Origin of the sequence: Sulfuritalea hydrogenivorans sk43H (assembly GCF_000828635.1) — a bacterium.
Taxonomy (GTDB): domain Bacteria; phylum Pseudomonadota; class Gammaproteobacteria; order Burkholderiales; family Rhodocyclaceae; genus Sulfuritalea; species Sulfuritalea hydrogenivorans.
The window spans coordinates 2,862,044-2,881,893 of record NZ_AP012547.1 but is presented as its reverse complement, the minus strand read 5'-3'; the positions used below and the strand labels follow the sequence as shown (position 1 = coordinate 2,881,893).

The following is a 19,850-nucleotide window of genomic DNA, read 5'->3' as shown; positions in this document are numbered from 1 at the left end:
CGTTGCCCGGTGGCTACCATCCCGGGTCGCCCAGCAGGTTGCAGGATTTGCACATTTCTGGGGGTTCGGCAAGGGGATCCAGGAGTTGTTTGCGCATCTTCACCAGCGTAGGGTGGTTATGGACGGCATCCGGGTCTCCCTCGAAGAGATTGCCCCCTGGGGCTGGAAGAAACAAATCCGTACCGCAGCAGATGCCGACGTTGCCTTGCATGTCGCAGCTGATGCGCTGCCAGAGTTGAGGGCAGCGCTTTTTGACGCCTTCGCCCTTCACTGGTGGTACCGGCCAAAAGCAGAATCCCGGGACCGCCTTCTCAACGCTGTTCCGAAAGGCGAGCAGAAGCGGGTCGTCTTCGTAGAGAATTTCGTCCTCTTCGATGTGTTCGCCAATGGGCCTGTAGATCCAGAATCTTAGATCGATGCATCCGGACTGCTTGAGAAAGCGGACTGTTTCGATGACATTTTCGGGAGAATGGACGATCTCCTTGCGGAAAATGACCATGTTCGTGTGTACGGGGAAAACGCGATTGATACGTTCCAGGTCCCGCTCCAGGACTTTTCGATTGTCTTCGTATACCGAAATGTTGATGCGCGAAATTCCCGCATCTTTTAGTTCCTGAACGCGATCAGCAAGCAGAATGCCGTTCGTGGTGATGTTGGTGAGGTGGCCGCGCTGGGAAAGAAAAGCGACGATAGCGGGGAGTTCCTTGACCAGCAAGGGTTCGCCGCCCAGGATGTCCACTAGCAGGGCATTCGAGAACAAGGGGGTCGCGAAAATCTTCTTTACTTTTTCCAGATCGCCTTCCAGTGTCCGCCATGCCGTGCTCTTGTCATGCATGAAGGTGGCGACATTGCAAAAGCTGCAACTCATGTTGCAGCGTTTGGTTAGCAGCAGTCCGGCGATTTGCGGAGAGTATTTCGTGACCGACGTCTGCGCCAGTCGGGGACTTGTCCTGTATTTCAGATAATTCAATACCTTGGGCGCGGCCTTGAATGGGCGAATCTTCCTTGCCATATCGAAGTAGTAGGAAAGCTTGCTCATGATGGGCTCTTTCTGCGATGGGCAGGCCTCGGGTTTTGCATTCGCGGCATTAGCGAATCGTTCCCAGTGATTGGGGCATCAACGGAATCAGCATTTCCGCTCGCAGCTGATCAAGCGGCAGCAGCGGCGACATGTCTTCCAGAGGCATAGAAATCATTGAACCGTCTGGCTGGGGAACTGCGGCAGATTTCGGTGCCAGTGTCTCGTCCTTCATCAGGCGCACGTCGATCAAACAGGGCCTGGGCAACGCCAGGGCTTCTTTCAGGGCTGCATCGATGTTTCCGGGATCGTCGATCCGCAGAAAGGGCAGGCCGTAAGCAGCAGCAATTTTCTCCAGGTCGGGCAGCCAGAGCCCGGATGCAGGATCGATGCCGAGATAGCGCTCCTGGAAATAATTGCGCTGGGTGTTGCGGATCGAACAGTAGCCGCCGTTGTCCATGATCACCAGGCAGATCGGTAGCTTCTGCGCTTTCACCGTCGCCAGTTCCTGGAGATTGAGTTGCAGGCTGCCGTCGCTCTCGATCGCGATTGCGGGTCGCCGGTTTCCGGCGAGGCAGGCGCCGATGGCAGCTGGAAGCCCGTAGCCCATGGCGCCGAGGCCGGAAGTCAGGAACACGCGCTGACCGGGCTTGTTGCGAAACACCGTGTAGAACGCTTCGACGCCGAGCCCGGAACTGCCCGTGGATACCAGGGTTTCAGGCGGCGCGGCATCGGACAGAGCCGAGACGAAATGATAGTGGCTGATCGGCCCGTCGGTATGGAATGGCTTTCCCTCGCCCACGGCATAGCGTCGCTTCCAGTCGCTGCAGCGCTGGCGCCAGGCGGGTCGGTCAGGCAGGCTCGACGACCCGGTGTGCGCAGCCAGCGCATCGATGAAGCTGCCGGCATCGACGGGCAAGCGCAGGTCGATGTCCATGTCGAGCTTGGCGATTTCTTCCGGATCGACGTCGACCACGATCTTGCGCGCGGTGCGGGCAAAACCCCGTGGATTGTAGGCCGTGATGATGTTGTCGAGTCGGCAGCCGATCGATATCAGCAGGTCGCAGTTCTGTACCGCAAAGTTCGCGGCCCGCAGGGCGACGACACCAGGCCGCCCGACGCATAGCGGATGTGCCCAGGGGATCAGGTCGAGCGCATTCCAGGTCGTCACTACCGGAATGTCGAGCTTCTCGGCCAGTGCCAGAAAGCGCTTTGCCGCTCCCGCCAGGCGCACGCCGTGTCCGGCGAGGATCAGCGGACGTTCGGCGGCGGCGATGAGTTCGAGGGTTTGCTGGATCGGCTCGTCCAGCCCGGGCTGCACTTCCGCCTCGGGGATGTAGCCGGTGAGCTCGGCGGGAACGATCTGCGCAGCCTGGACGTCGAGCGGGATATCCAGCCAGACCGGCCCGGCCCGGCCGTCCTGCATCTGGTGGAGCGCACGTTCGAGGTGATAGCGGATGGTGGCGGGATCCTGCACCGTCACCGCATACTTGGTGATCGATCGCACAATCGGAACGATGTCGACTTCCTGAACGCCTCCCTGTCGCAAGGGTCGGTCCCGCAGGAGGTCCGGGCGTTTCACCTGCCCGGAAATGACCAGCATCGGCACCGACTCGATCCAGGCACCGGTCACCGGGGTAACCACATTGGTCGCGCCTGGGCCGGTGGTCACCATGGCGACGCCGAATTTTCCGGCGACTCGCCCCCATGCTTCGGCGGCGATGCCGCAGGCTTGCTCGTGATGGCAGGGAATCGCGGTGATGCGCGGTTCGCAGGCGAGCCCGTCGTTGAGGTGCATGGCCCCGCCGCCGGGCAAGACGAAAACATGGTCGATGCCGAGGCCGGCAAGGTGGGACATCAGGTAGTCGGCGACGCGCATCGGGATTACATCCAGTAGGCCAGGTGGGTCTTGCGCTGCGCGTTGGCGGCGATCGCCGGGTCGGTGTAGAAGGAATCGTCCCTGATGTGGGTCGAGGAAATTTCCTCGAAGACGACGCCGGATTCCGTATGGAACTCGTGGCGCACGCCCCTTTCCACGGTGACCACGTCGCCCGGCTTGACCTTCTGCGCCGCGCCGTCGAGCTTCAGGATCATGGTGCCGTGGAGGACGACGAAGGTTTCCTCTTTCTGCTGGTGGTATTGCTCGGGGTGGGTCTGCCCGGGCAGCATGACCAGGACCTTCTTGCAGTACTCGCGGTTGACGATGGTGATCATGGTCAGGCCGAAGCGGTGGAAGTTCTCAAGCCCGTAGTGGTGGGAAATTTCCAGTTCGCTGAGGCCCGGCAGGATGACATTTCCCTCCCTGAGCAATGTGCGCACGGCCTTGACCGCGGCCATTACATGCTGTCGATGATGTTGTGCGGTGGTCTGCTGCTTCTTGATCGGCGCGTTCGCGACGACGGGCTGGTTGAGCGTATGACTGACATATTTCGACCAGTCGTTGGCCGTCACCTGCCCTGGATCGGGGGGGAAGGCAAAGAAGACATCGCTGGCAGAGAGTATCGTGCCGGCGGGCAAGTCGCGGCGGGCAAAGACACCGCGCTTGAGCGCCGTCAGACCCTCGCGCTCGGCCTCGGTTGGTTCGTAGCGCTCGGTGGGCCCCAGCATGTCCAGCGCGCGGCGGCCAGCGGCCAGCCATGCCGCGATCTGTTCCGGCGAGGCCGAGTAGGCATTGTTGGCATAGCGTTCGCTGGGCAGGCCAACATGCTTTTCGAACACTGTCGCACCATTTGCCAGCGCCAGCATGATCGCCACCGTGTTGTCCGGCTGCTCGTGCGTCGAGAAGCCGATGCGCACATCGGGATAGCGCTGGCGCAGCAGTTCGATCTGCCTGATCGCCAGGCGTTCGTCCGGGGTCGGGTATTCGCCGACGCAATGCATCAGGGTGAGCTGCTTCTGTCGGTGCTGGAAGAAGCTGACCACGGCGTCGATGTCCTCGACACCGGAGGCGGCCGTAGAGGCAATGATCGGCAGTTTGGCAAGCGCAATGCGTTCCAGCAGCGGCCAGTCGGTCAGTGCGCACGAGGCGATCTTGATGATGTCGATTCCGTGCGCTTCGATGCGGCCGACCGACACTTCATCGAAGGGCGTGCACACGGTCAGAAAGCCATGTTCCCGCATGGTTGCGATGAGCCGCCGGAAGTCCGCGTCGGACAGGCGGGTTTCCTCGAAACGCTTGACATACTTGATGTCGCTGCGCCCCCTGTAGTCGGGACGGATGAAGGTATCGAGGTCGCGATACTGCAGCTTGAAGGCGAAGTTGAATGTCGTGCGGTAGGGTGCCACGGTGTCGGCAAAGGCCTTGATGATGGTCATGCCATGGGCGATGTCGCCCATGTGATTGTTGGCCATCTCGAAAATGACAAGGGGCTTCATGGGGCACAGACTCCGGTACGTTGCTCTTGATGGATGGGATGCATTGCTGGATTGTCCCACCGCCATCGAGCGAGGGCTTGGTCAAAGTTGGCGGCGCGGCTAATGCTCACCATGCAGATCCGACGCCGAGAAACTCGCTGATCCTGTCGGCGGCGTAATCGAGCATCTCTGTGGTGAGCCCCGGATACACGCCGATCCAGAAACTGCGCTCGGTGATGATGTCGGCGTTGGCCAGTGTTCCGGCGACGCGATAGTCGCGGCCCTGCATATACGGCTGGCGGGTGACATTGCCGGCGAACAGCAGTCGCGTGCCGATCTTGTGCTGGTCGAGGTAGCGCAGCAGGTCAACCCGGTTGCAGGGGGCGTTCTCGCGCAGGGTCAGCAGAAAGCCGAACCACGATGGGTCACTGTTCGGCGTGGCCTCCGGCAGCATCAGGAATTCTTCGCACGCTTTCAGACGCGTCTTCAGGTGGGCAAAGTTGCTTCTCCGCGCGGCGATGAATTCATCCAGGCGGCCCATTTGGGCGACCCCGAGCGCGGCCTGCATGTCGGTGATCTTGAGGTTGTAGCCGGCGTGCGAGTAAGTGTATTTGTGGTCATAGCCGCAGGGCAGCTTGCCCAGTTGCCAGTCGAAGCGCTTGCCGCAGGTGTTGTCCTTGCCGGGGGCGCAGTAGCAATCCCGGCCCCAGTCGCGGAAGGACTCGATGGCTCTTGCCAGTACAGGATCGCTGGTGAACACCGCGCCGCCTTCGCCGGTGGTGATGTGGTGCGCGGGGTAGAAGCTCAGCGTGCCGATATGGCCGAAGGTGCCGACGCTGCGGCCATCATGGGTGGCGCCGAAGGCGTCGCAGCAATCCTCGATCAGCCACAGTCCGTGCTGGTCGGCCAGCGCGCGCAGCGCTGCGGCATCGAACGGATTGCCCAGGGCATGGGCCAGCATGATGGCGCGGGTGCGCGGGCCGATGGCGGCGGCGATGCTTGCCGCGCCGGGGTTGTAGGTGGGCAGTTCCGAATCGACGAAAACCGGAACCAGGCCGTTTTGCAGGATCGGATTGATGGTGGTGGGGAAGCCCGCGGCGGCGGTGATGACCTCGTCGCCGGGTTTCAGGGCGCGTTCGCCCAGCAGGGGCGACGTCAGCGCGGAAAGCGCCAGCAGGTTGGCCGACGACCCTGAATTGACGGTGAGTGCGCGGGCCACGCCGATGCGGGCCGCGATCTGTTTTTCGAACTCGTCGTTGAAGCGCCCGGTGGTGAGCCAGCCATCAAGCGCGGCGTCCACCAGGGCAACGTAGGCTTCCGCATCGAGCACCCGTCCGGAGACCGGCACGGCACTATTTCCCGCCGCGAAGGGGGCGCGCAACTCCTGTTGTGCGGCATAGTCGCGCACCCGGGCAAGAATCTGTTTTCGTTGTTCGTCGAGTGTCATGTCGTTGCCGTGTAGTGGTCGATCTGGGCCAGGGTCAGGGCGCGAATGCCGGCGCTATCGCTGCTGCCGGCATACCAGGCCCGGTACCAGTCCAGTGTCTGGTGCAAAGCCTGGTCGGCGTTCCAGCGCGGGTTCCAGCCAAGAGCCGTGCGGGCATGGGTGGCATCGAGGCGCAGGGTTTCGGTTTCCTTCTGGAAGTTGGTCTTGGCGACGTCAACGCGGGCATTTCCGCCCCAGATCCTGGCGCAGCGTTCGGCGACTTCGCCCACGGTGAGTTGATCCGATTCAGCCGGGCCGAAGTTCCAGGCTTGTGCATGGCGGGCACCGTCCTTGCCGCACAGATGTTCCGCCAGCAGCAGGTAGCCGGCGAGCGCTTCGAGTACGTGCTGCCATGGCCGGATGGCCTCGGGCATGCGCAGGGAAAGGACATTCCCGGCATGAAAGGCGCGGACGATGTCCGGCAGCAGGCGGTGCGCCGCCCAGTCGCCGCCACCGATGACGTTGCCGGCGCGTGCGGTGGCGATGCGCGGCGAGTCGTCGGCATTGAAGAAGGATTCGCGCCACGACGTCGTGGCAATTTCGGCACAGCTCTTGCTGGCGCTGTAGGGGTCTTTGCCGCCCAGCGGGTCGCCTTCACGCAGCGGCACGCCGGCAGGCGATGGGACGTAGCATTTGTCGCTGGTGACGACGATTGCAGCCTCTACCGCCGGACATTCGCGTATCGCGTCCAGCAAGTTCAGGGTGCCGGTGACGTTGGTGGCGAAGGTGTCGCGCGCGAAGCGGTAGCCATCCGCCACCGTGGCTTGTGCCGCAAGGTGGAACACGATGCTGGCGCCGCTGTCGTGCAGCGCCGTGCCGAGTGCAGCGTAGTCGCGGATGTCGCCATGGATCGAAGTGATGCCCTGAGCCACCTGCGCCGCTTCGAACAAGCTTGGCTGCGTCGGCGGCGCCAGCGAAAACGCCGTAACGCCAGCGCCGACTTTCTGCAGCCACAAGGCCAGCCAGGCACCCTTGAAACCGGTATGGCCGGTAATGAATACCTTGCGGCCTTTCCAGAAATCGGGATTCACTGCCACAGCTTCCACGGAGCATTGCCGGCGGCCCAGAGTTGCTCCAGATGGTTCTTGTCGCGCAACGTGTCCATGGGTTGCCAGAAACCGTCATGGCGAAACGCGGCCAGTTGCCCGTTTGCCGCCAGATGCTGCAAGGGCTCCTGTTCCCACAGGGTGGATTCGCTGTCGATGCGGTCGAGTGCGGCGGGGGAGATCACGAAAAACCCGCCATTGATCCAGTCGCCATCGCCGCGCGGCTTTTCCTGAAACCCGCGCGCGCGCTTGCCGTCGAGATCGAGGCGGCCGAAGCGCCCCGGCGGTCGGACCGCGGTGACCGTCGCCAGGCATTGCTCGTTGCGATGAAAGGCAAGCAGCGCGCTGATATCCACATCGGCCACGCCATCGCCATAGGTCATGCAGAAGTCTTCGCCGTCGACGAAGCCGCGAATTCGGCGCAGGCGCCCCCCCGTCTGCGTGTTTTCTCCGGTGTCCACCAATGTGATGTTCCAGGGCTCGGACTGGTTCTGATGCAGGTCGACGCGGTTTTTCGCCAGGTCGATGGTCACGTCGGATGTGTGCAGGGCCAGGTTGGCAAAGTATTCCTTCACCATATAGCCCTTGTAGCCGAGGCAGATCACGAAATCGGTGATGCCGAAGTGGGCATAGCCTTTCATGATGTGCCAGAGAATCGGCTTGCCGCCGATTTCCACCATCGGTTTGGGTCGCAGTACGGTTTCTTCGGCGAGACGCGTACCGAGGCCGCCGGCAAGAATTACTGCTTTCATTTTCTGGTCAATTGTCGGTCAGGATCGAAATCGGACAAATGTTAGCAGAGGCGCCGATCCGCGCCCTTGCACGGCCCATAAACAATCCCCTTATCCTCAAATAGAAATAATCGCATTGGCGCCGGAAGGGGAAATTGTTAGCCTTCGAACTTCAAGAAATAGTCCCTATTTTAGGAGGTTCGGCATGGCGTTGGTCAATCCGCACGGCGGCGGCAGTCTGCGACCCTTGTTGCTCGAAGGCCAGGCTCTGAAGGTAGAGCTTGCACGTGCCCAGTCCTTGCCGAAAGTCAAGGTCAGTTCGCGTGAAGCCGGCGACATCATCATGCTCGGCATCGGCGGTTTTACGCCGCTCGAGGGCTTCATGACCCATACCGACTGGCAGGGCGTCTGCGATGGCATGAAGATGGCCAACGGCCTGTTCTGGCCGATCCCGATCACCCTCTCGACGGACGAAGTCATCGCCGACGGCATCAAGACCGGCAGCGACATCGCGCTGGTGGATGGCGCAAGCGGCGAAATCCTCGCCACCATGAAGGTGACCGAGAAGTTCAAGATCGACAAGGCGCACGAGTGCGCCACGGTGTTCAAGACCACCGACATCGAGCATCCCGGCGTCAAGATGGTCATGGAGCAGGGCGACATCAACCTCGCCGGCCCGATCAAGGTTCTCTCGCAGGGCGATTTCCCGGAGAAGTACGGCGATCTTTTCATGTCGCCGAAGGAAACCCGCGCCAAGTTCGAGGCCATGGGCTGGAGCCGCGTTGCCGCCTTCCAGACCCGCAACCCGATGCACCGTTCGCACGAGTATCTGGCGAAGATCGCCATCGAGACCTGCGACGGCGTGCTGATCCACTCGCTGCTGGGCAATCTGAAGCCGGGCGACATTCCCGCTGATGTTCGTTCCGAGGCGATCTCCACACTGGCCGAGCACTATTTCGTCAAGAACACCGTGCTGCAGGCGGGCTACCCGCTCGACATGCGCTATGCCGGCCCGCGCGAGGCGCTGCTGCATGCGCTGTTCCGCCAGAACTATGGCTGCTCGGATCTGATCGTCGGCCGCGACCACGCCGGTGTCGGCAGCTACTACGGTCCTTTCGACGCCCACCACATTTTCGACCAGATTCCCAAGGGCTCGCTGGAGACCCAGCCGCTGAAGATCGACTGGACCTTCTGGTGCTACAAGTGCGGCGGCATGGCCTCGGCGCGTACCTGCCCGCACGGCGAGGCCGACCGCCTGCTGCTGTCGGGTACCAAGCTGCGCAAGATGTTGTCCGAAGGCGGCGACGTGCCCGCCGAGTTTTCCCGGCCGGAGGTGCTGGAGGTGCTGCGCGCCTACTACGCCAGCCTGGCCGAAGACGAGAAGGTCGAGGTCAAGTTGTCCGGACATTCGGCCCGCTGATAAATCAGAACCCCAGCTTTTCCAAGTGCATTTTTTGATGATCAACACCGTAACCTAGGAGTAGAAACCAAATGCCAACCTTTGTTCGTACCGAGAAGTGCGATGGCTGCAAGGGGCAGGACAAGACCGCCTGCATGTACATCTGCCCGCACAACCTGATGAAGCTGGACAAGGACGGTTCCGAAACCGGCCATGCCATGAAGGCGTTCAACCAGGAACCGGAGCAGTGCTGGGAGTGCTACTCCTGCGTCAAGATCTGCCCGCAGGGCGCCATCGAATGCCGCCACTACGCCGACATCGTGCCGCTGGGCGGTTCGGTGCAGCCGCTGCGCGGATCCGACTCCATCATGTGGACCATCAAGTTCCGCAACGGCACGCTGAAGCGTTTCAAGTTCCCGATCCGCACCACGGCCGAAGGCTCGATCGACTGCTACGGCGGCAAGCCGATGCCGAAGATGTCGGAGATCACCGCCGACGGCGTGTACACCCGGGCTGTCATGGGCGGCTTCCGCGCCGGCAACCCCGCCGAACTGATCCGCAAGTAATTGACCAATCGAGGAACCAAAAATGGCTGGAACATTTGAAGCACCTGAAGTCGTCTACGAAGAGCTGGACATTCTGCTCGTCGGCGGCGGCATGGCCTGCTGCGGCACGGCATATGAAATGATGCGCTGGGCCGAGGCCCTCAAGGCCGAGACCGGCAAGGAACTCAAGATCAAGCTGGTGGACAAGGCCGCCATGGACCGCTCCGGCGCCGTGGCGCAGGGCCTGTCCGCGATCAACACCTACATCGGCGACAAGCAGGATCCCGCCGACTACGCGCGCATGGTCTCCAACGACCTGATGGGCATCACCCGCGACGACCTGGCCTATGACGTGGGCCGCAACGTTGACGACTCCGTGCATCTGTTCGAAGAGTGGGGCCTGCCGATCTGGAAGACCGACGCCGAAGGCGTCCGCCACGACGGCGCCGAAGCGCAGAAGGAAGGCCTGCCGGCCCTGAAGGATGGCGGCCAGCCGGTGCGTTCGGGCAAGTGGCAGATCATGATCAACGGCGAATCCTACAAGTGGATCGTTGCCGAAGCCGCCAAGAAGGCGCTCGGCCTCGACCGCATCCAGGAGCGCGTGTTCATCGTGCATCTGATCAACGACAAGAACGATCCGACCCGCATCGCCGGCGCCGCCGGTTTCTCGGTGCGCGAGAACAAGATCTACATCTACAAGGCCAAGGCCGTGATGCTGGCCGCCGGCGGTTGCGTCAACCTGTTCCGTCCGCGTTCCGTGGGCGAGGGCTCGGGCCGCGCCTGGTACCCGGTGTGGAATGCCGGTTCGACCTACGCCATGGCCGCCGAAGCCGGCGCCGAGATGACCATGATGGAAAACCGTTTCGTGCCCGCCCGCTTCAAGGACGGTTACGGCCCGGTCGGTGCCTGGTTCCTGTTGTTCAAGGCCAAGGCCACCAACGCCTACGGCGAAGACTACATGGTCAAGAACAAGGAAATGCTGAACGACTACCCGCCCTACGGGCAGGCCGCCGTTCCCGCCTCCTGCCTGCGCAACCACCTGATGCTGAAGGAAATGAAGGAAGGTCGCGGCCCGATCTACATGGACACCGTCACCGCCCTGGCCAAGCTGGCCGAGACCCTGACGCCGAAGGAAGTCAAGCACCTCGAAGCCGAGGCCTGGGAAGACTTCCTCGACATGTGTATCGGCCAGTGCGGCATCTGGGTCGGCGAGAACGTCGATCCGCGCGAGAAGAACTCCGAACTGATGCCGACCGAGCCCTACCTGCTGGGTTCGCACTCCGGCTGCTGCGGCATCTGGGTGTCCGGCCCGACCGACGTCGGCGCGCCGACCACGGAAGAGTATGACGGCGTTCCCGCGCACCTGCCGAAGGGCTGGAACTGGGGCTACCGTTCGATGACCACGGTCAAGGGTCTGTTCACCGCCGGCGACGGCGTGGGCGCCTCGGGCCACAAGTTCTCCTCCGGTTCGCACACCGAAGGCCGCCTGGCCGCCAAGTCGATGATCAAGTACTGCCTCGACAATCCCGACTACAAGCTCGAGTTCGACGAGACCAACGAACAGATCGCCGAAACGATCTGGAGGCCGGTCAAGACCTTCCTGACGCACAAGGACTACACCACGGCGATCGACGTCAACCCCAACTACATCACGCCGAAGATGCTGCAGATGCGTCTGCAGAAGATCATGGACGAGTACGTTGCCGGTGTCGCCACCTACTACAACACCAACGACAAGATGTTGGCCGTTGCGGAAGAGAAGCTGGAAATGCTGAAGGAAGATTCGCTCAAGCTGCGCGCCAAGGACCTGCACGAACTGCTGCGCGCCTGGGAAAACTACCATCGCATCCTGACCGCCGAAGCCCACATGAAGCACATCCAGTTCCGCGAAGAGAGCCGCTACCCGGGCTTCTACTATCGCACCGACAAGAACTTCGTCGACGAGAAGAACTGGCATTGCTTCGTGAATTCGATCTACGACAAGCACACCAAGAAGTGGACCTGCTTCAAGCGCAAGCACATCGACCTGGTGGACAAGTCGAAGCTGTTCAAGGCTGCCGCTCCGCACTAAGCGCGGTCCAGGCTGTAAAATTCAGGCCGGAAGCCGCAAGGCTTTCGGCCTGTTTTCTTTATGTCTGCGTCCCTGTGGGCGCGGACGGTATCCCCTAGTGGGATGTTGAAACCGTAATCCCTAGCTGCAAAGAGGCTTCTCATGTCCCAGCCCGATATTCCCTTTCCGCAAAGTCCCGTCCTCCCCACCATGCTGGCGGAGACCCACGAAATAGAATTCTCCTGCCACAAGGGCATCGGTTGCTGGAACGCCTGCTGTTCCAACATCGACATTTCGCTGACGCCCTACGACGTGCTGCGTATCAAGACGCGGCTGGGGATCAGCTCCACCGAGTTCCTCAAGGACTATACGGTGCCCTATGAATTCGACAAGGACAGCATCGCCGGGATCAAGTTTCGCCCCGTGGAAGGTGGGACTGCCTGCCGTTTCATGAAGCCGGAGGGCTGCGACATTTACAGCGACCGGCCCACGGCCTGCCGCTACTACCCGGTGGCCCTGCTGTCGATGAGGAAGCAGGACGAATACGTCGATCGCGACTCCTACGCCCTCGTCAAGGAAGACCACTGCAAGGGCCACGAGGTGAATCGCCGTATCACCATCGCCGACTATCGCAAGGAACAGGGACTCGAACAGTACGACGAACTGGCGCGCGGCTGGCGCCAGCTGGTGTTGAAGAAGAAATCCTCCGGCCCGACCATCGGCAAGCCATCCTTGCGCAGCCGCCAGCTGTTTTTCATGGCTTGCTACGACATCGACCGCTTCCGCGAATTCGTCAGCGCCGAATCCTTCACCAAGCTGTTCGACCTGCCGCAGGCGGAGAAGGAAGCGCTGATGGCTGACGACGTCGCGCTGCTGCAATTCGCCTTCCGCTTCCTGCGCCAGGTGCTGTTCGGCGAAGAGAGCATTGCGCTCAATGCCGAAGCGGCTCAGGAGCGCCTCGCCAAGGTGCAGGAAAAGCGTCTGGTCGAGGAGCGCGAGGCGGCGAAGAAACGGGCGCTTGAATCCGAATCCGAAAGCGACGAAGGCTTCGACTGAACGTAAATGAGAGTCGGCGCTGGCGGTACGGCGAATATCGCCGTACCGCCAGCGCCGACTCTTTGTTACACCCGCCGGCTTACTTGCCGGCGATCTTTTCCAGCTTTTCGGCGCGGATCAGCTGGCCGTCGAGCGCCGCGTCCTTGGCCGAGCCGCCGTAGGCGACGGTCATCAGCTGCGAGTAATACACCACGGGCATGTTGAACTTGGTGCCCTGCTTCTTGTTGATCTCGGACTGGTAGACCTCGACGTTGGCCTGGCACAGCGGGCAGGGAGTGACGATCATCTCGGCGCCGTGGTCGTAGGCCGATTCGACGATGTCGCGGATCTGCTTCTGGCTTTTCTCCGGCTCGGAGAAGGCCAGCGCGCCGCCACAGCAGGTGACCTTCTGCTCGTACTTGGTCAGTGCCTCGCCGCCAAAGGTCTCGACCATCTTGTCGAGGTAGAGCGGGTTCTCGAAGGATTCGCCGACGATGCCGAAGGGGCGGTTGGTCTGGCAGCCCACATAGCCGGCGATCTTGAGGCCTTCCAGCGACTTCTTCATCGGCGCCTTGAGGCCCTCGTAGCCGAAGTCCTCGATCAGCACTTCGACCATGTGGCGCACTTCGACCTCGCCCTTGTAGTGCAGGCCGGCCGCGGCCAGCGCCTCGTTGGTTTCCTTCATCAGCACGGCCGAGGCGTCGAGGCGTTCCTTGCTTTCGCGCGCGCCGAGCCAGCAGGCGGCACAGGTGGCGACGATGTCCTGTCCCGGCAGGTGGGTTTCGGCCTGGGCGAAGTTGCGCGCATTGATGGCGATGCGCGGCAACTCGCCGCCTTCGCAATAGCCGATCGAGGCGCCGCAGCAGTTCCAGTCCGGAATCTCGGTCAGTTTGATGTCGAGCGCCGTGCACATCGAGTTGGTCGACACCAGGTAGTTCGAGGCCGAGGCCTTGAGCTGGGAAGAGCAACCGGGATAGAACGCGTATTCTTTCTTGGACATTTTCTTTCTCTCCGTCAGGCGCTGAAGCCCTTCTTGCGATCCTCGATTTCCTTCGCCTTGGCGATGATGGCGTGGAAGCCCTTGAGATCCTTGACGCCGTGGCCGCCGAATATTTCCATGGGATTGAGGCGCTTGGCGAGCAGCAGGCCGAGGCCGATGCCCTGCATCGAAAGCGCCTCCTTGATGCCGGATACCAGGCCCCCCCGGAAGTAGTGACGAAGCGTCAGCGTCAGTTCATTGACGCGTCCCTTCTTGATCAGGTTGTTCCAGAACAGCGTGGCGAAATCGCGCGTCGGCTGGCCCTTGGGGGCGAGGCCGAGGCGATGCGCATAATTGGCCAGGCCGTGCATGATGTGCGTGATCGGCAGCTGGCGCGGGCAGCGCACCATGCAGTTGTAGCAGGAGGTGCACATGAACATCGAGTCGGAACCCAGCACTTCGTCGCGCTTGCCGGCGCGGATCATCATGAAGATCTTCTGCGGCGAGTGCTGCCAGGCCGGACCCAGCGGGCAGGAGCCGGCGCAGACGCCGCACTGCATGCACATCTTGACCATGTGGCCTTCTTCGACGTTGGCTTCAACCTCCCTGAGGAAGTTGTTGCGGTAACGTTCCAGCGCACCCAGATTCGCGGATTGATTTGCAGTAGTCATCTCTCGCATCTCCTTAGCCGAAGCCCTTCATGGGCGAGGGGCCGAGCTTGTCGAGTTCGGCGACGTAGTCGTTGATCAGCTTGACCACGCGGACGTTGTCGGTGATCGCCACTTCCTGGGTCTGCACCCGTTCGGGTTCCAGGCCGAGCTGCTTCAGCGTGTCGCCGATCTTGCTCATGCGGTAATGCGCGAGTTCCGAGCCCTTGACGAAGTGGCACTGGTAGTCGTCGCCCTTCTTGCAGCCCATCATCATCACGCCGTCATAGCCGGCGTTGAGCGCGTCGGTGATCCAGATGGTATTCACCGAACCGAGGCAGCGCACCGGGATGATGCGGACGAAAGCCGAGTAGTTGAGGCGCGCCAGGCCGGCCATGTCGAGCGCCGGGTAGGCGTCGTTCTCGCAGGCCAGCACCAGGATGCGCGGCTTCTCCTCGTCTTCCTCGGGCACCTCGATGGCCTTGACCTGGCTGCCGACGGTGTCGCAGGAATAGTTCTCGAAGGAGATCACGCGCACCGGGCAGGCGCCCATGCAGGTGCCGCAGCGACGGCAGCGCTCCTCGTTGAACACCGGAAAGCGCTTTTCGTCTTCGTCGATGGCGCCGAAGGGGCACTCGACGGTGCAGCGCTTGCACTGGGTACAGCCTTCGAGGCGCGCGGTGGGGAAGGACAGGTCGCCCGAGCGCGGATGCGCGGCACGGCCGACGGCGACGGCTTCCACCGCCTGGATCGCCTTCAGCGCGGCGCCGGTGGCGTCGTCGGTGGCCTGCAGGATGTCCATCGGACGGCGTACCGGGCCGGCGGCGTAGATGCCGGTGCGGCGCGTCTCGTAGGGAAAGCAGATGAAATGCGAGTCGGCGAAGCCATGCTTGAACTGCGGCATGTCCGGACCCTGGCGATAGTTGAGATTGAGGATCGAAATCGTCTTCATCTCGTCGCGCCGCACCTTGGCCGCCTCGTCGCCCCCTTCGGCGGCGGTCACCACCGGGTTCCAGGCGTCGAGGTCGACGCCGGCGTTCGGCACCTGGCCGGTGGCCAGCACCACGAGGTCGGCGGCAATGGTGTTCTCTTCGTCGAGGATCAGGTCCTTGAAGGTGACAGCACAGCTGTCGCCGCCGGTGACCTTGCTCGCCTTGCCCTTGGTGAAGATCACGCCACGTTCCTGGGCGCTGCGGTAGAAATCCTCGCCCATGCCCGGCATCCGCAGGTCCTGATACACGACCACGGTGTCGATGTCGGGGTTCTGGTCCTTGAAGTAGGTCGCCTGCTTGATGCTGGTGCCGCAGCAGTGACCGGAGCAGTAGGACAGATGCGTGCCCGTATCATCGCGCTGGCCGGCGCACTGGACGAAGACCACCGACTTGATGTCCTTGCCGTCGGCGCGCTTGATGGCGCCGCCGTTGGCTTGCCTGGCGAGTGCTTCGAGCCCGGCCTGGTCCACCACGTTGGCCTGGCCACCGCCGAGTTCCGGCAGCTTGGCCATGTCGTAAGTCGTGAAGCCCGTGGCCTGGACGATGGCGCCGACGGTTTCCTCGGTCACGGCGCCCGATTCCTGCGCCACCTTGATGACGAAGCGGCCCGGAGCGCCGGAGGTTTCGGCAATCGTCGAGTTCAGGTGCAGCTTGATCTTCGGATTGGCGGCGACCCTCGCCGCCGTGTCGTCAGCGCCGACTTCCTGCGCCGCCGAATACGGCGTCTTGAACGGCTGGCGCTTCCACAGCTTCGCCGCCATGCCGCCCAGCGCGCCGGTCTTCTCGACCAGTACGGCTTCGTAGCCCGTTGCGGCGATTTCCAGCGCGGCGGTCATTCCCGACATGCCGCCACCGACGACGAGGATGCGCTTGGAGGAGCTTTCCTTGACGTTGCCGGCGGGCTGGGTCATTTTCTTGAGTTCGGCGCAGCCCATGCGGACGTAGTCGGCCGCCATTTCCTGGCGCACTTCGTCGTGGTCCTTGCCGGCGGCGACCACCCACAGCACGCCTTCGCGCAGGTTGGCGCGCGACATGGCGACACCGTCGAACTGGAAGGCCTCGGTTTTGGCGCGGCGCGAGCAGGCGGCGATGCAGACATGGGTGACGGCCTCGTTGGCGATGTCGTCCTTGATCGTCTGCACGCCCTCGGCGTTGCACAGGAAGGGATGGCTCTTGACGATCGCCATCTTGCCTTCCTTCTTGGCGATGGCTTCGAGCTGCGGCACCTTCATGGCATCGCCGATGCCACAGCCGGAGCAGATGTACGCGGCGAATTTGTTGTCAGCCATGTGCGGCCTCCGCAGGGCCGCCCCAAGGGGGCAGCGAGTCATTGCATTGGAGCGGGCGCAGCCCGCGAACTGTGGTTACCCCCTTCCGTGGGAAGGGGGACAGGGGGAAGGCTGTCATTACGCGGCCTCCGTTGAAGCGGTTTTATGAATGACCTGTATTGCGTGCAGCGATGCGGCCGTGGCACTTTGCACCGAGCGATTGACGTCGAGCGGGCTGGATGCCGCGCCGGCGCCGAACATGCCGCCGTCCTTGCTGCCTTCGATGAAGTTCGAGGAATCGAGGATCACGTCGTCGGGCAGTTTCACCCCGGTGATCTCGGGTTCCATGCCGACCGCCAGCACGACCAGGTCGTGCTCGGTGGCGTAGCGGTGGTAGCCCTCGGTGTCGACGCCGTGCAGGATCGGGTTGCCGTTTTCCTTGTTCTCGACGATCTTGGCGACCTTGCTCTTGACGAAACTGACGGTCGCGTCCTTCTGCACCATCTGGTAGAAATCCTCGAAGCGGTCGATGGCGCGGATGTCGATGTAGTAGATCGTCGACTTGCCGGTTTCGCCAAAGGCTTCGCGCACGTACTGCGTCTGCTTCAGCGAGGCCATGCAGCAGATGCGCGAGCAGTGGCGCAGGTGGTTTTCGTCGCGCGAGCCGGCGCATTGGATGAAGGCGACGTTCTTCGCTTCCTTGCCGTCGCCCGGACGCAGGATCTTGCCGCCGGTGGGGCCTTGCGGATCGGCCAGGCGCTCGAATTCGAGGCTGGTGATGACGTTGGGGAAACGATCGTAGCCGTAGGGCTGGATCTTGGCGGCATCGTAGGGACGCCAGCCGGTGGCATAGATCACGGCGCCGACTTGCAAGGAGACCGACTCTTCCTTCATGTCCAGATCGACGGCGCCCACCGGGCAGGCCGCCTTGGCCTTCTCGCCCTCGGGCGTGCCGACGATGGACGGATCGATCACATAGCGCTGCGGATAGGCCATGTTGTGCGGCAGGTAGGCCGCCTTCATTTTGTCCAGCCCGTAATTCCACGGGTTCGACACTTCGGCCGTAACGGCTTCGCCGCATTTGCCGCAGGCGGTACAGTTTTCATTGACGAAGCGCGGCGCGACTTTCAGCGTCACGCTGTAGTTGCCGCGACTGCCGGAAACGGCGGTGACCTCGGTCATGGTCATCAGGCGGATGTTGCGGTTCTGCTTGATGCGCCGCAGGTTGATCTCCAGCCCGCAGGTCGGATGGCACATCTTGGGAAAGTAGCGGTAGAGCCGCGCGGTGCGGCCGCCAAGGACGGGGGTCTTTTCGACCAGGATCACCTGCTTGCCGCATTCCGCGGCTTCGAGCGCCGCCGTCATGCCGCTGATGCCGCCGCCTACTACCAGTATGGTCTGGTTGGTTGCTATTGAAGCCGTCACATCGAGCTCCCGGAAAACATGGTACGAAGTGTTTCAGAGTAGGCTCGCCCGCGTGAGCGGGCGTTGTGCCGGAGCTAAAACACGTTCCTGTTGCGAAAGGCTAATGCTCGCGTGAGCGGGCGTTATGCCGGAACTAAAAATGATCTTGCGTATCCGCGATTTTAGCGGTTGCACGGTTTCCAGCGGTGCAATCTTCCAATGTTCAAATAGAAAAGCTGAATGCTGTGTCGGTGGGCGTCGGACCGCGCAAATACTGGCTCGGCGGAAAATGAAACTCCCTGTCTTGACGCATATCAAGAAACGCATTCGACTTCGGAAGGACCATGAACCTGCGGGCAGGAAAGGCTGACATGGAAACTCCCGAAAGAACCCGATTTTCCCGATTGCAATCACCGATCGACGATTATCCCGGACTGATTCTTGACGCGCATGTTGCCCTGTTGAGGGGAACGATCTGGGTAGTCCTGATCGGTTCGGCGCTGTTCATGGCGTCGCTGCTTGTGATGACCGGGGAGTATGCGCCGCGGATTTATTCGGTCATCGGCCTCATTGTGCTCGCCGCCGCATCGCTTGTCGTGCTGCGCTGGCGTGGCTCGGTCGCGGCGGTGCGCCTGCTGATACTGGGCGCCTGGGTGATTGCAACCTATGCTGGATTCATTGCCGAAGGGGTGCGCACGCCGATCCTCATCGCGTATCCGATCATGCTGGTGTTCTCGGGATGGATGCTCGGTGCCCGCTACTGCATCGGCTTGTTCATTGTCAGTTGCGTGGCGGTGATTTTCCTGGCCATCGGCCAGCATGCGGGCGCGCTTGGGATCGCCGCACAGGTACCGCCGGGCATCGTGGCGGTTGCGTATCTGGTCGTGTTGTCGATCAGCGCGATGATGACGCTTTACCTGCTGCGCCTGTTTGGCGAGCGCTACGCCGAAGAAAGACGCTTGAACGGGGAGGTCAGGCTGCATCTGCAAGCCGCCGAAAAGCGCGAGTCGGACTTGCGCCTGGTGGCCGAACATATTCCCTGCCTGGTATTCGAAGGCGATCGGGAAGGCCGCTGTTTGTTTGCCAACCGCGGCTTCGAGAAGTTTTTTGCGATACCGATCGACGGTGCGCCAGGAATGCACATCAGCAAGCTGATCGAGCTCGATGCGGCGGGAGGTTTTGCGCCGTATCAGGAAGCCGTGCTGCGCGGGGAGGTGGTGGAATTCCTTGCGCGCAAGCGGTCTGCGGAGGGCGTATGGCGCAATTTCGACGTTACCCTGGTGCCCCGGCACGCAGCGGAGGGCGAGTGCGTCGTCGGCTGGTACGGCCTGATGTATGACGTGACCCGGCGCGAGCAGGCGGTTTCCGAGCTGCGCGACCGGGCGATGCATGATGCGCTGACCGGCCTCGCCAATCGACTGTTCCTCGATGACCGACTGGCTCACATGGTGGAGCGCGCGGCGCGGACGCAGACGTCGGCCGCCGTGATGGTGATCGACCTTGATCACTTCAAGGAGGTCAATGACACGCTGGGGCATGGTGCCGGCGACCAGCTTCTGTGCCAGGTTGCGAAGCGGCTCGAAGCGTCGGTACGCTCCGCCGATACGGTCGCCCGCTGCGGCGGCGACGAGTTCGTCGTGGTGATCGAGGGCGTCAAGTCGCTCGAATCCGCGGAGGCCGTGGCCGCCAAGATACTGGCCGAGCTTGCGCTGCCGTTCATGATCGGTGCCGAGGCCGCCCGCATCGGCGGCAGCATAGGTGTCGCGGTTTATCCGGATGCCGGACGCACTGCCGAAGAACTGCTGCGGGTCGCGGATCTGGCGATGTACGAAGCCAAGACCGCGGGGCGGAACTGCTATCGCATAGTGCGCGAAGATCAGGGCAAGGCCTGAATCG

15 protein-coding genes are annotated in these 19,850 nt (G+C 62.2%); 5 read left to right on the top strand and 10 right to left on the bottom strand.

Features of this window, described 5'->3' with window-relative positions:
- Window positions 1-13 precede the first annotated feature (13 nt).
- From SUTH_RS18605 to rfbF, 6 genes are all read right to left on the bottom strand, one after another.
- Entirely contained in the window at window positions 14-1,039 is a 1,026-nt protein-coding gene (locus SUTH_RS18605) for a radical SAM protein (RefSeq protein WP_052473646.1), read from the bottom strand.
- Between the two features lie 49 nt (window positions 1,040-1,088).
- Window positions 1,089-2,897 (bottom strand): thiamine pyrophosphate-binding protein, encoded by a 1,809-nt coding sequence (locus SUTH_RS13830; protein WP_171817373.1) that lies wholly within the window; start codon window positions 2,895-2,897, stop codon window positions 1,089-1,091.
- Between the two features lie 5 nt (window positions 2,898-2,902).
- Complete coding sequence (locus SUTH_RS13825; RefSeq protein WP_041100049.1) at window positions 2,903-4,393, bottom strand: N-acetylneuraminate synthase family protein; 1,491 nt, start codon at window positions 4,391-4,393, stop codon at window positions 2,903-2,905.
- 106 nt (window positions 4,394-4,499) lie between these two features.
- Window positions 4,500-5,819, bottom strand: a complete 1,320-nt coding sequence (rfbH, locus tag SUTH_RS13820) for a lipopolysaccharide biosynthesis protein RfbH (protein WP_041100047.1) — start codon at window positions 5,817-5,819, stop codon at window positions 4,500-4,502.
- A complete protein-coding gene (gene rfbG / locus SUTH_RS13815; protein WP_084207414.1) occupies window positions 5,816-6,889 on the bottom strand; it encodes a CDP-glucose 4,6-dehydratase in 1,074 nt (357 codons plus the stop codon). The genes rfbH and rfbG overlap by 4 nt, the downstream gene beginning before the upstream one ends.
- Entirely contained in the window at window positions 6,886-7,656 is a 771-nt protein-coding gene (gene rfbF / locus SUTH_RS13810; RefSeq protein WP_041100043.1) for a glucose-1-phosphate cytidylyltransferase, read from the bottom strand. The genes rfbG and rfbF overlap by 4 nt, the downstream gene beginning before the upstream one ends.
- 184 nt (window positions 7,657-7,840) lie before the next feature.
- Here rfbF and sat point away from each other — a divergent pair, with 184 nt between their 5' ends.
- The 4 genes from sat to SUTH_RS13790 all read left to right on the top strand — a co-directional run bounded on the left by sat (window position 7,841) and on the right by SUTH_RS13790 (window position 12,685).
- Window positions 7,841-9,055 (top strand): sulfate adenylyltransferase, encoded by a 1,215-nt coding sequence (gene sat / locus SUTH_RS13805; RefSeq protein ID WP_041100041.1) that lies wholly within the window; start codon window positions 7,841-7,843, stop codon window positions 9,053-9,055.
- 71 nt (window positions 9,056-9,126) lie between these two features.
- Window positions 9,127-9,600: an adenylyl-sulfate reductase subunit beta gene (gene aprB / locus SUTH_RS13800; protein ID WP_041100039.1), complete on the top strand. Its 474-nt coding sequence runs from the start codon at window positions 9,127-9,129 to the stop codon at window positions 9,598-9,600.
- A gap of 22 nt (window positions 9,601-9,622) precedes the next feature.
- A complete protein-coding gene (aprA, locus tag SUTH_RS13795; RefSeq protein ID WP_041100037.1) occupies window positions 9,623-11,650 on the top strand; it encodes an adenylyl-sulfate reductase subunit alpha in 2,028 nt (675 codons plus the stop codon).
- Between the two features lie 141 nt (window positions 11,651-11,791).
- On the top strand, window positions 11,792-12,685 hold the full coding sequence (locus SUTH_RS13790) for a YkgJ family cysteine cluster protein (protein WP_041100035.1): 894 nt from the start codon (window positions 11,792-11,794) through the stop codon (window positions 12,683-12,685).
- A gap of 79 nt (window positions 12,686-12,764) precedes the next feature.
- Here SUTH_RS13790 and SUTH_RS13785 read toward each other — a convergent pair whose 3' ends face one another.
- The 4 genes from SUTH_RS13785 to SUTH_RS13770 all read right to left on the bottom strand — a co-directional run bounded on the left by SUTH_RS13785 (window position 12,765) and on the right by SUTH_RS13770 (window position 17,975).
- Complete coding sequence (locus SUTH_RS13785; RefSeq protein ID WP_041100033.1) at window positions 12,765-13,664, bottom strand: CoB--CoM heterodisulfide reductase iron-sulfur subunit B family protein; 900 nt, start codon at window positions 13,662-13,664, stop codon at window positions 12,765-12,767.
- 14 nt (window positions 13,665-13,678) lie between these two features.
- Window positions 13,679-14,314, bottom strand: coding sequence for a 4Fe-4S dicluster domain-containing protein (locus SUTH_RS13780; protein WP_041100031.1), 636 nt, complete (start codon window positions 14,312-14,314; stop codon window positions 13,679-13,681).
- Between the two features lie 13 nt (window positions 14,315-14,327).
- Window positions 14,328-16,571, bottom strand: a complete 2,244-nt coding sequence (locus SUTH_RS13775) for a hydrogenase iron-sulfur subunit (protein ID WP_041100029.1) — start codon at window positions 16,569-16,571, stop codon at window positions 14,328-14,330.
- Between the two features lie 117 nt (window positions 16,572-16,688).
- Window positions 16,689-17,975: a CoB--CoM heterodisulfide reductase iron-sulfur subunit A family protein gene (locus tag SUTH_RS13770; RefSeq protein WP_041100027.1), complete on the bottom strand. Its 1,287-nt coding sequence runs from the start codon at window positions 17,973-17,975 to the stop codon at window positions 16,689-16,691.
- A gap of 350 nt (window positions 17,976-18,325) precedes the next feature.
- Here SUTH_RS13770 and SUTH_RS13765 point away from each other — a divergent pair, with 350 nt between their 5' ends.
- Window positions 18,326-19,846, top strand: a complete 1,521-nt coding sequence (locus SUTH_RS13765) for a GGDEF domain-containing protein (RefSeq protein WP_171817372.1) — start codon at window positions 18,326-18,328, stop codon at window positions 19,844-19,846.
- Window positions 19,847-19,850: the final 4 nt, after the last annotated feature.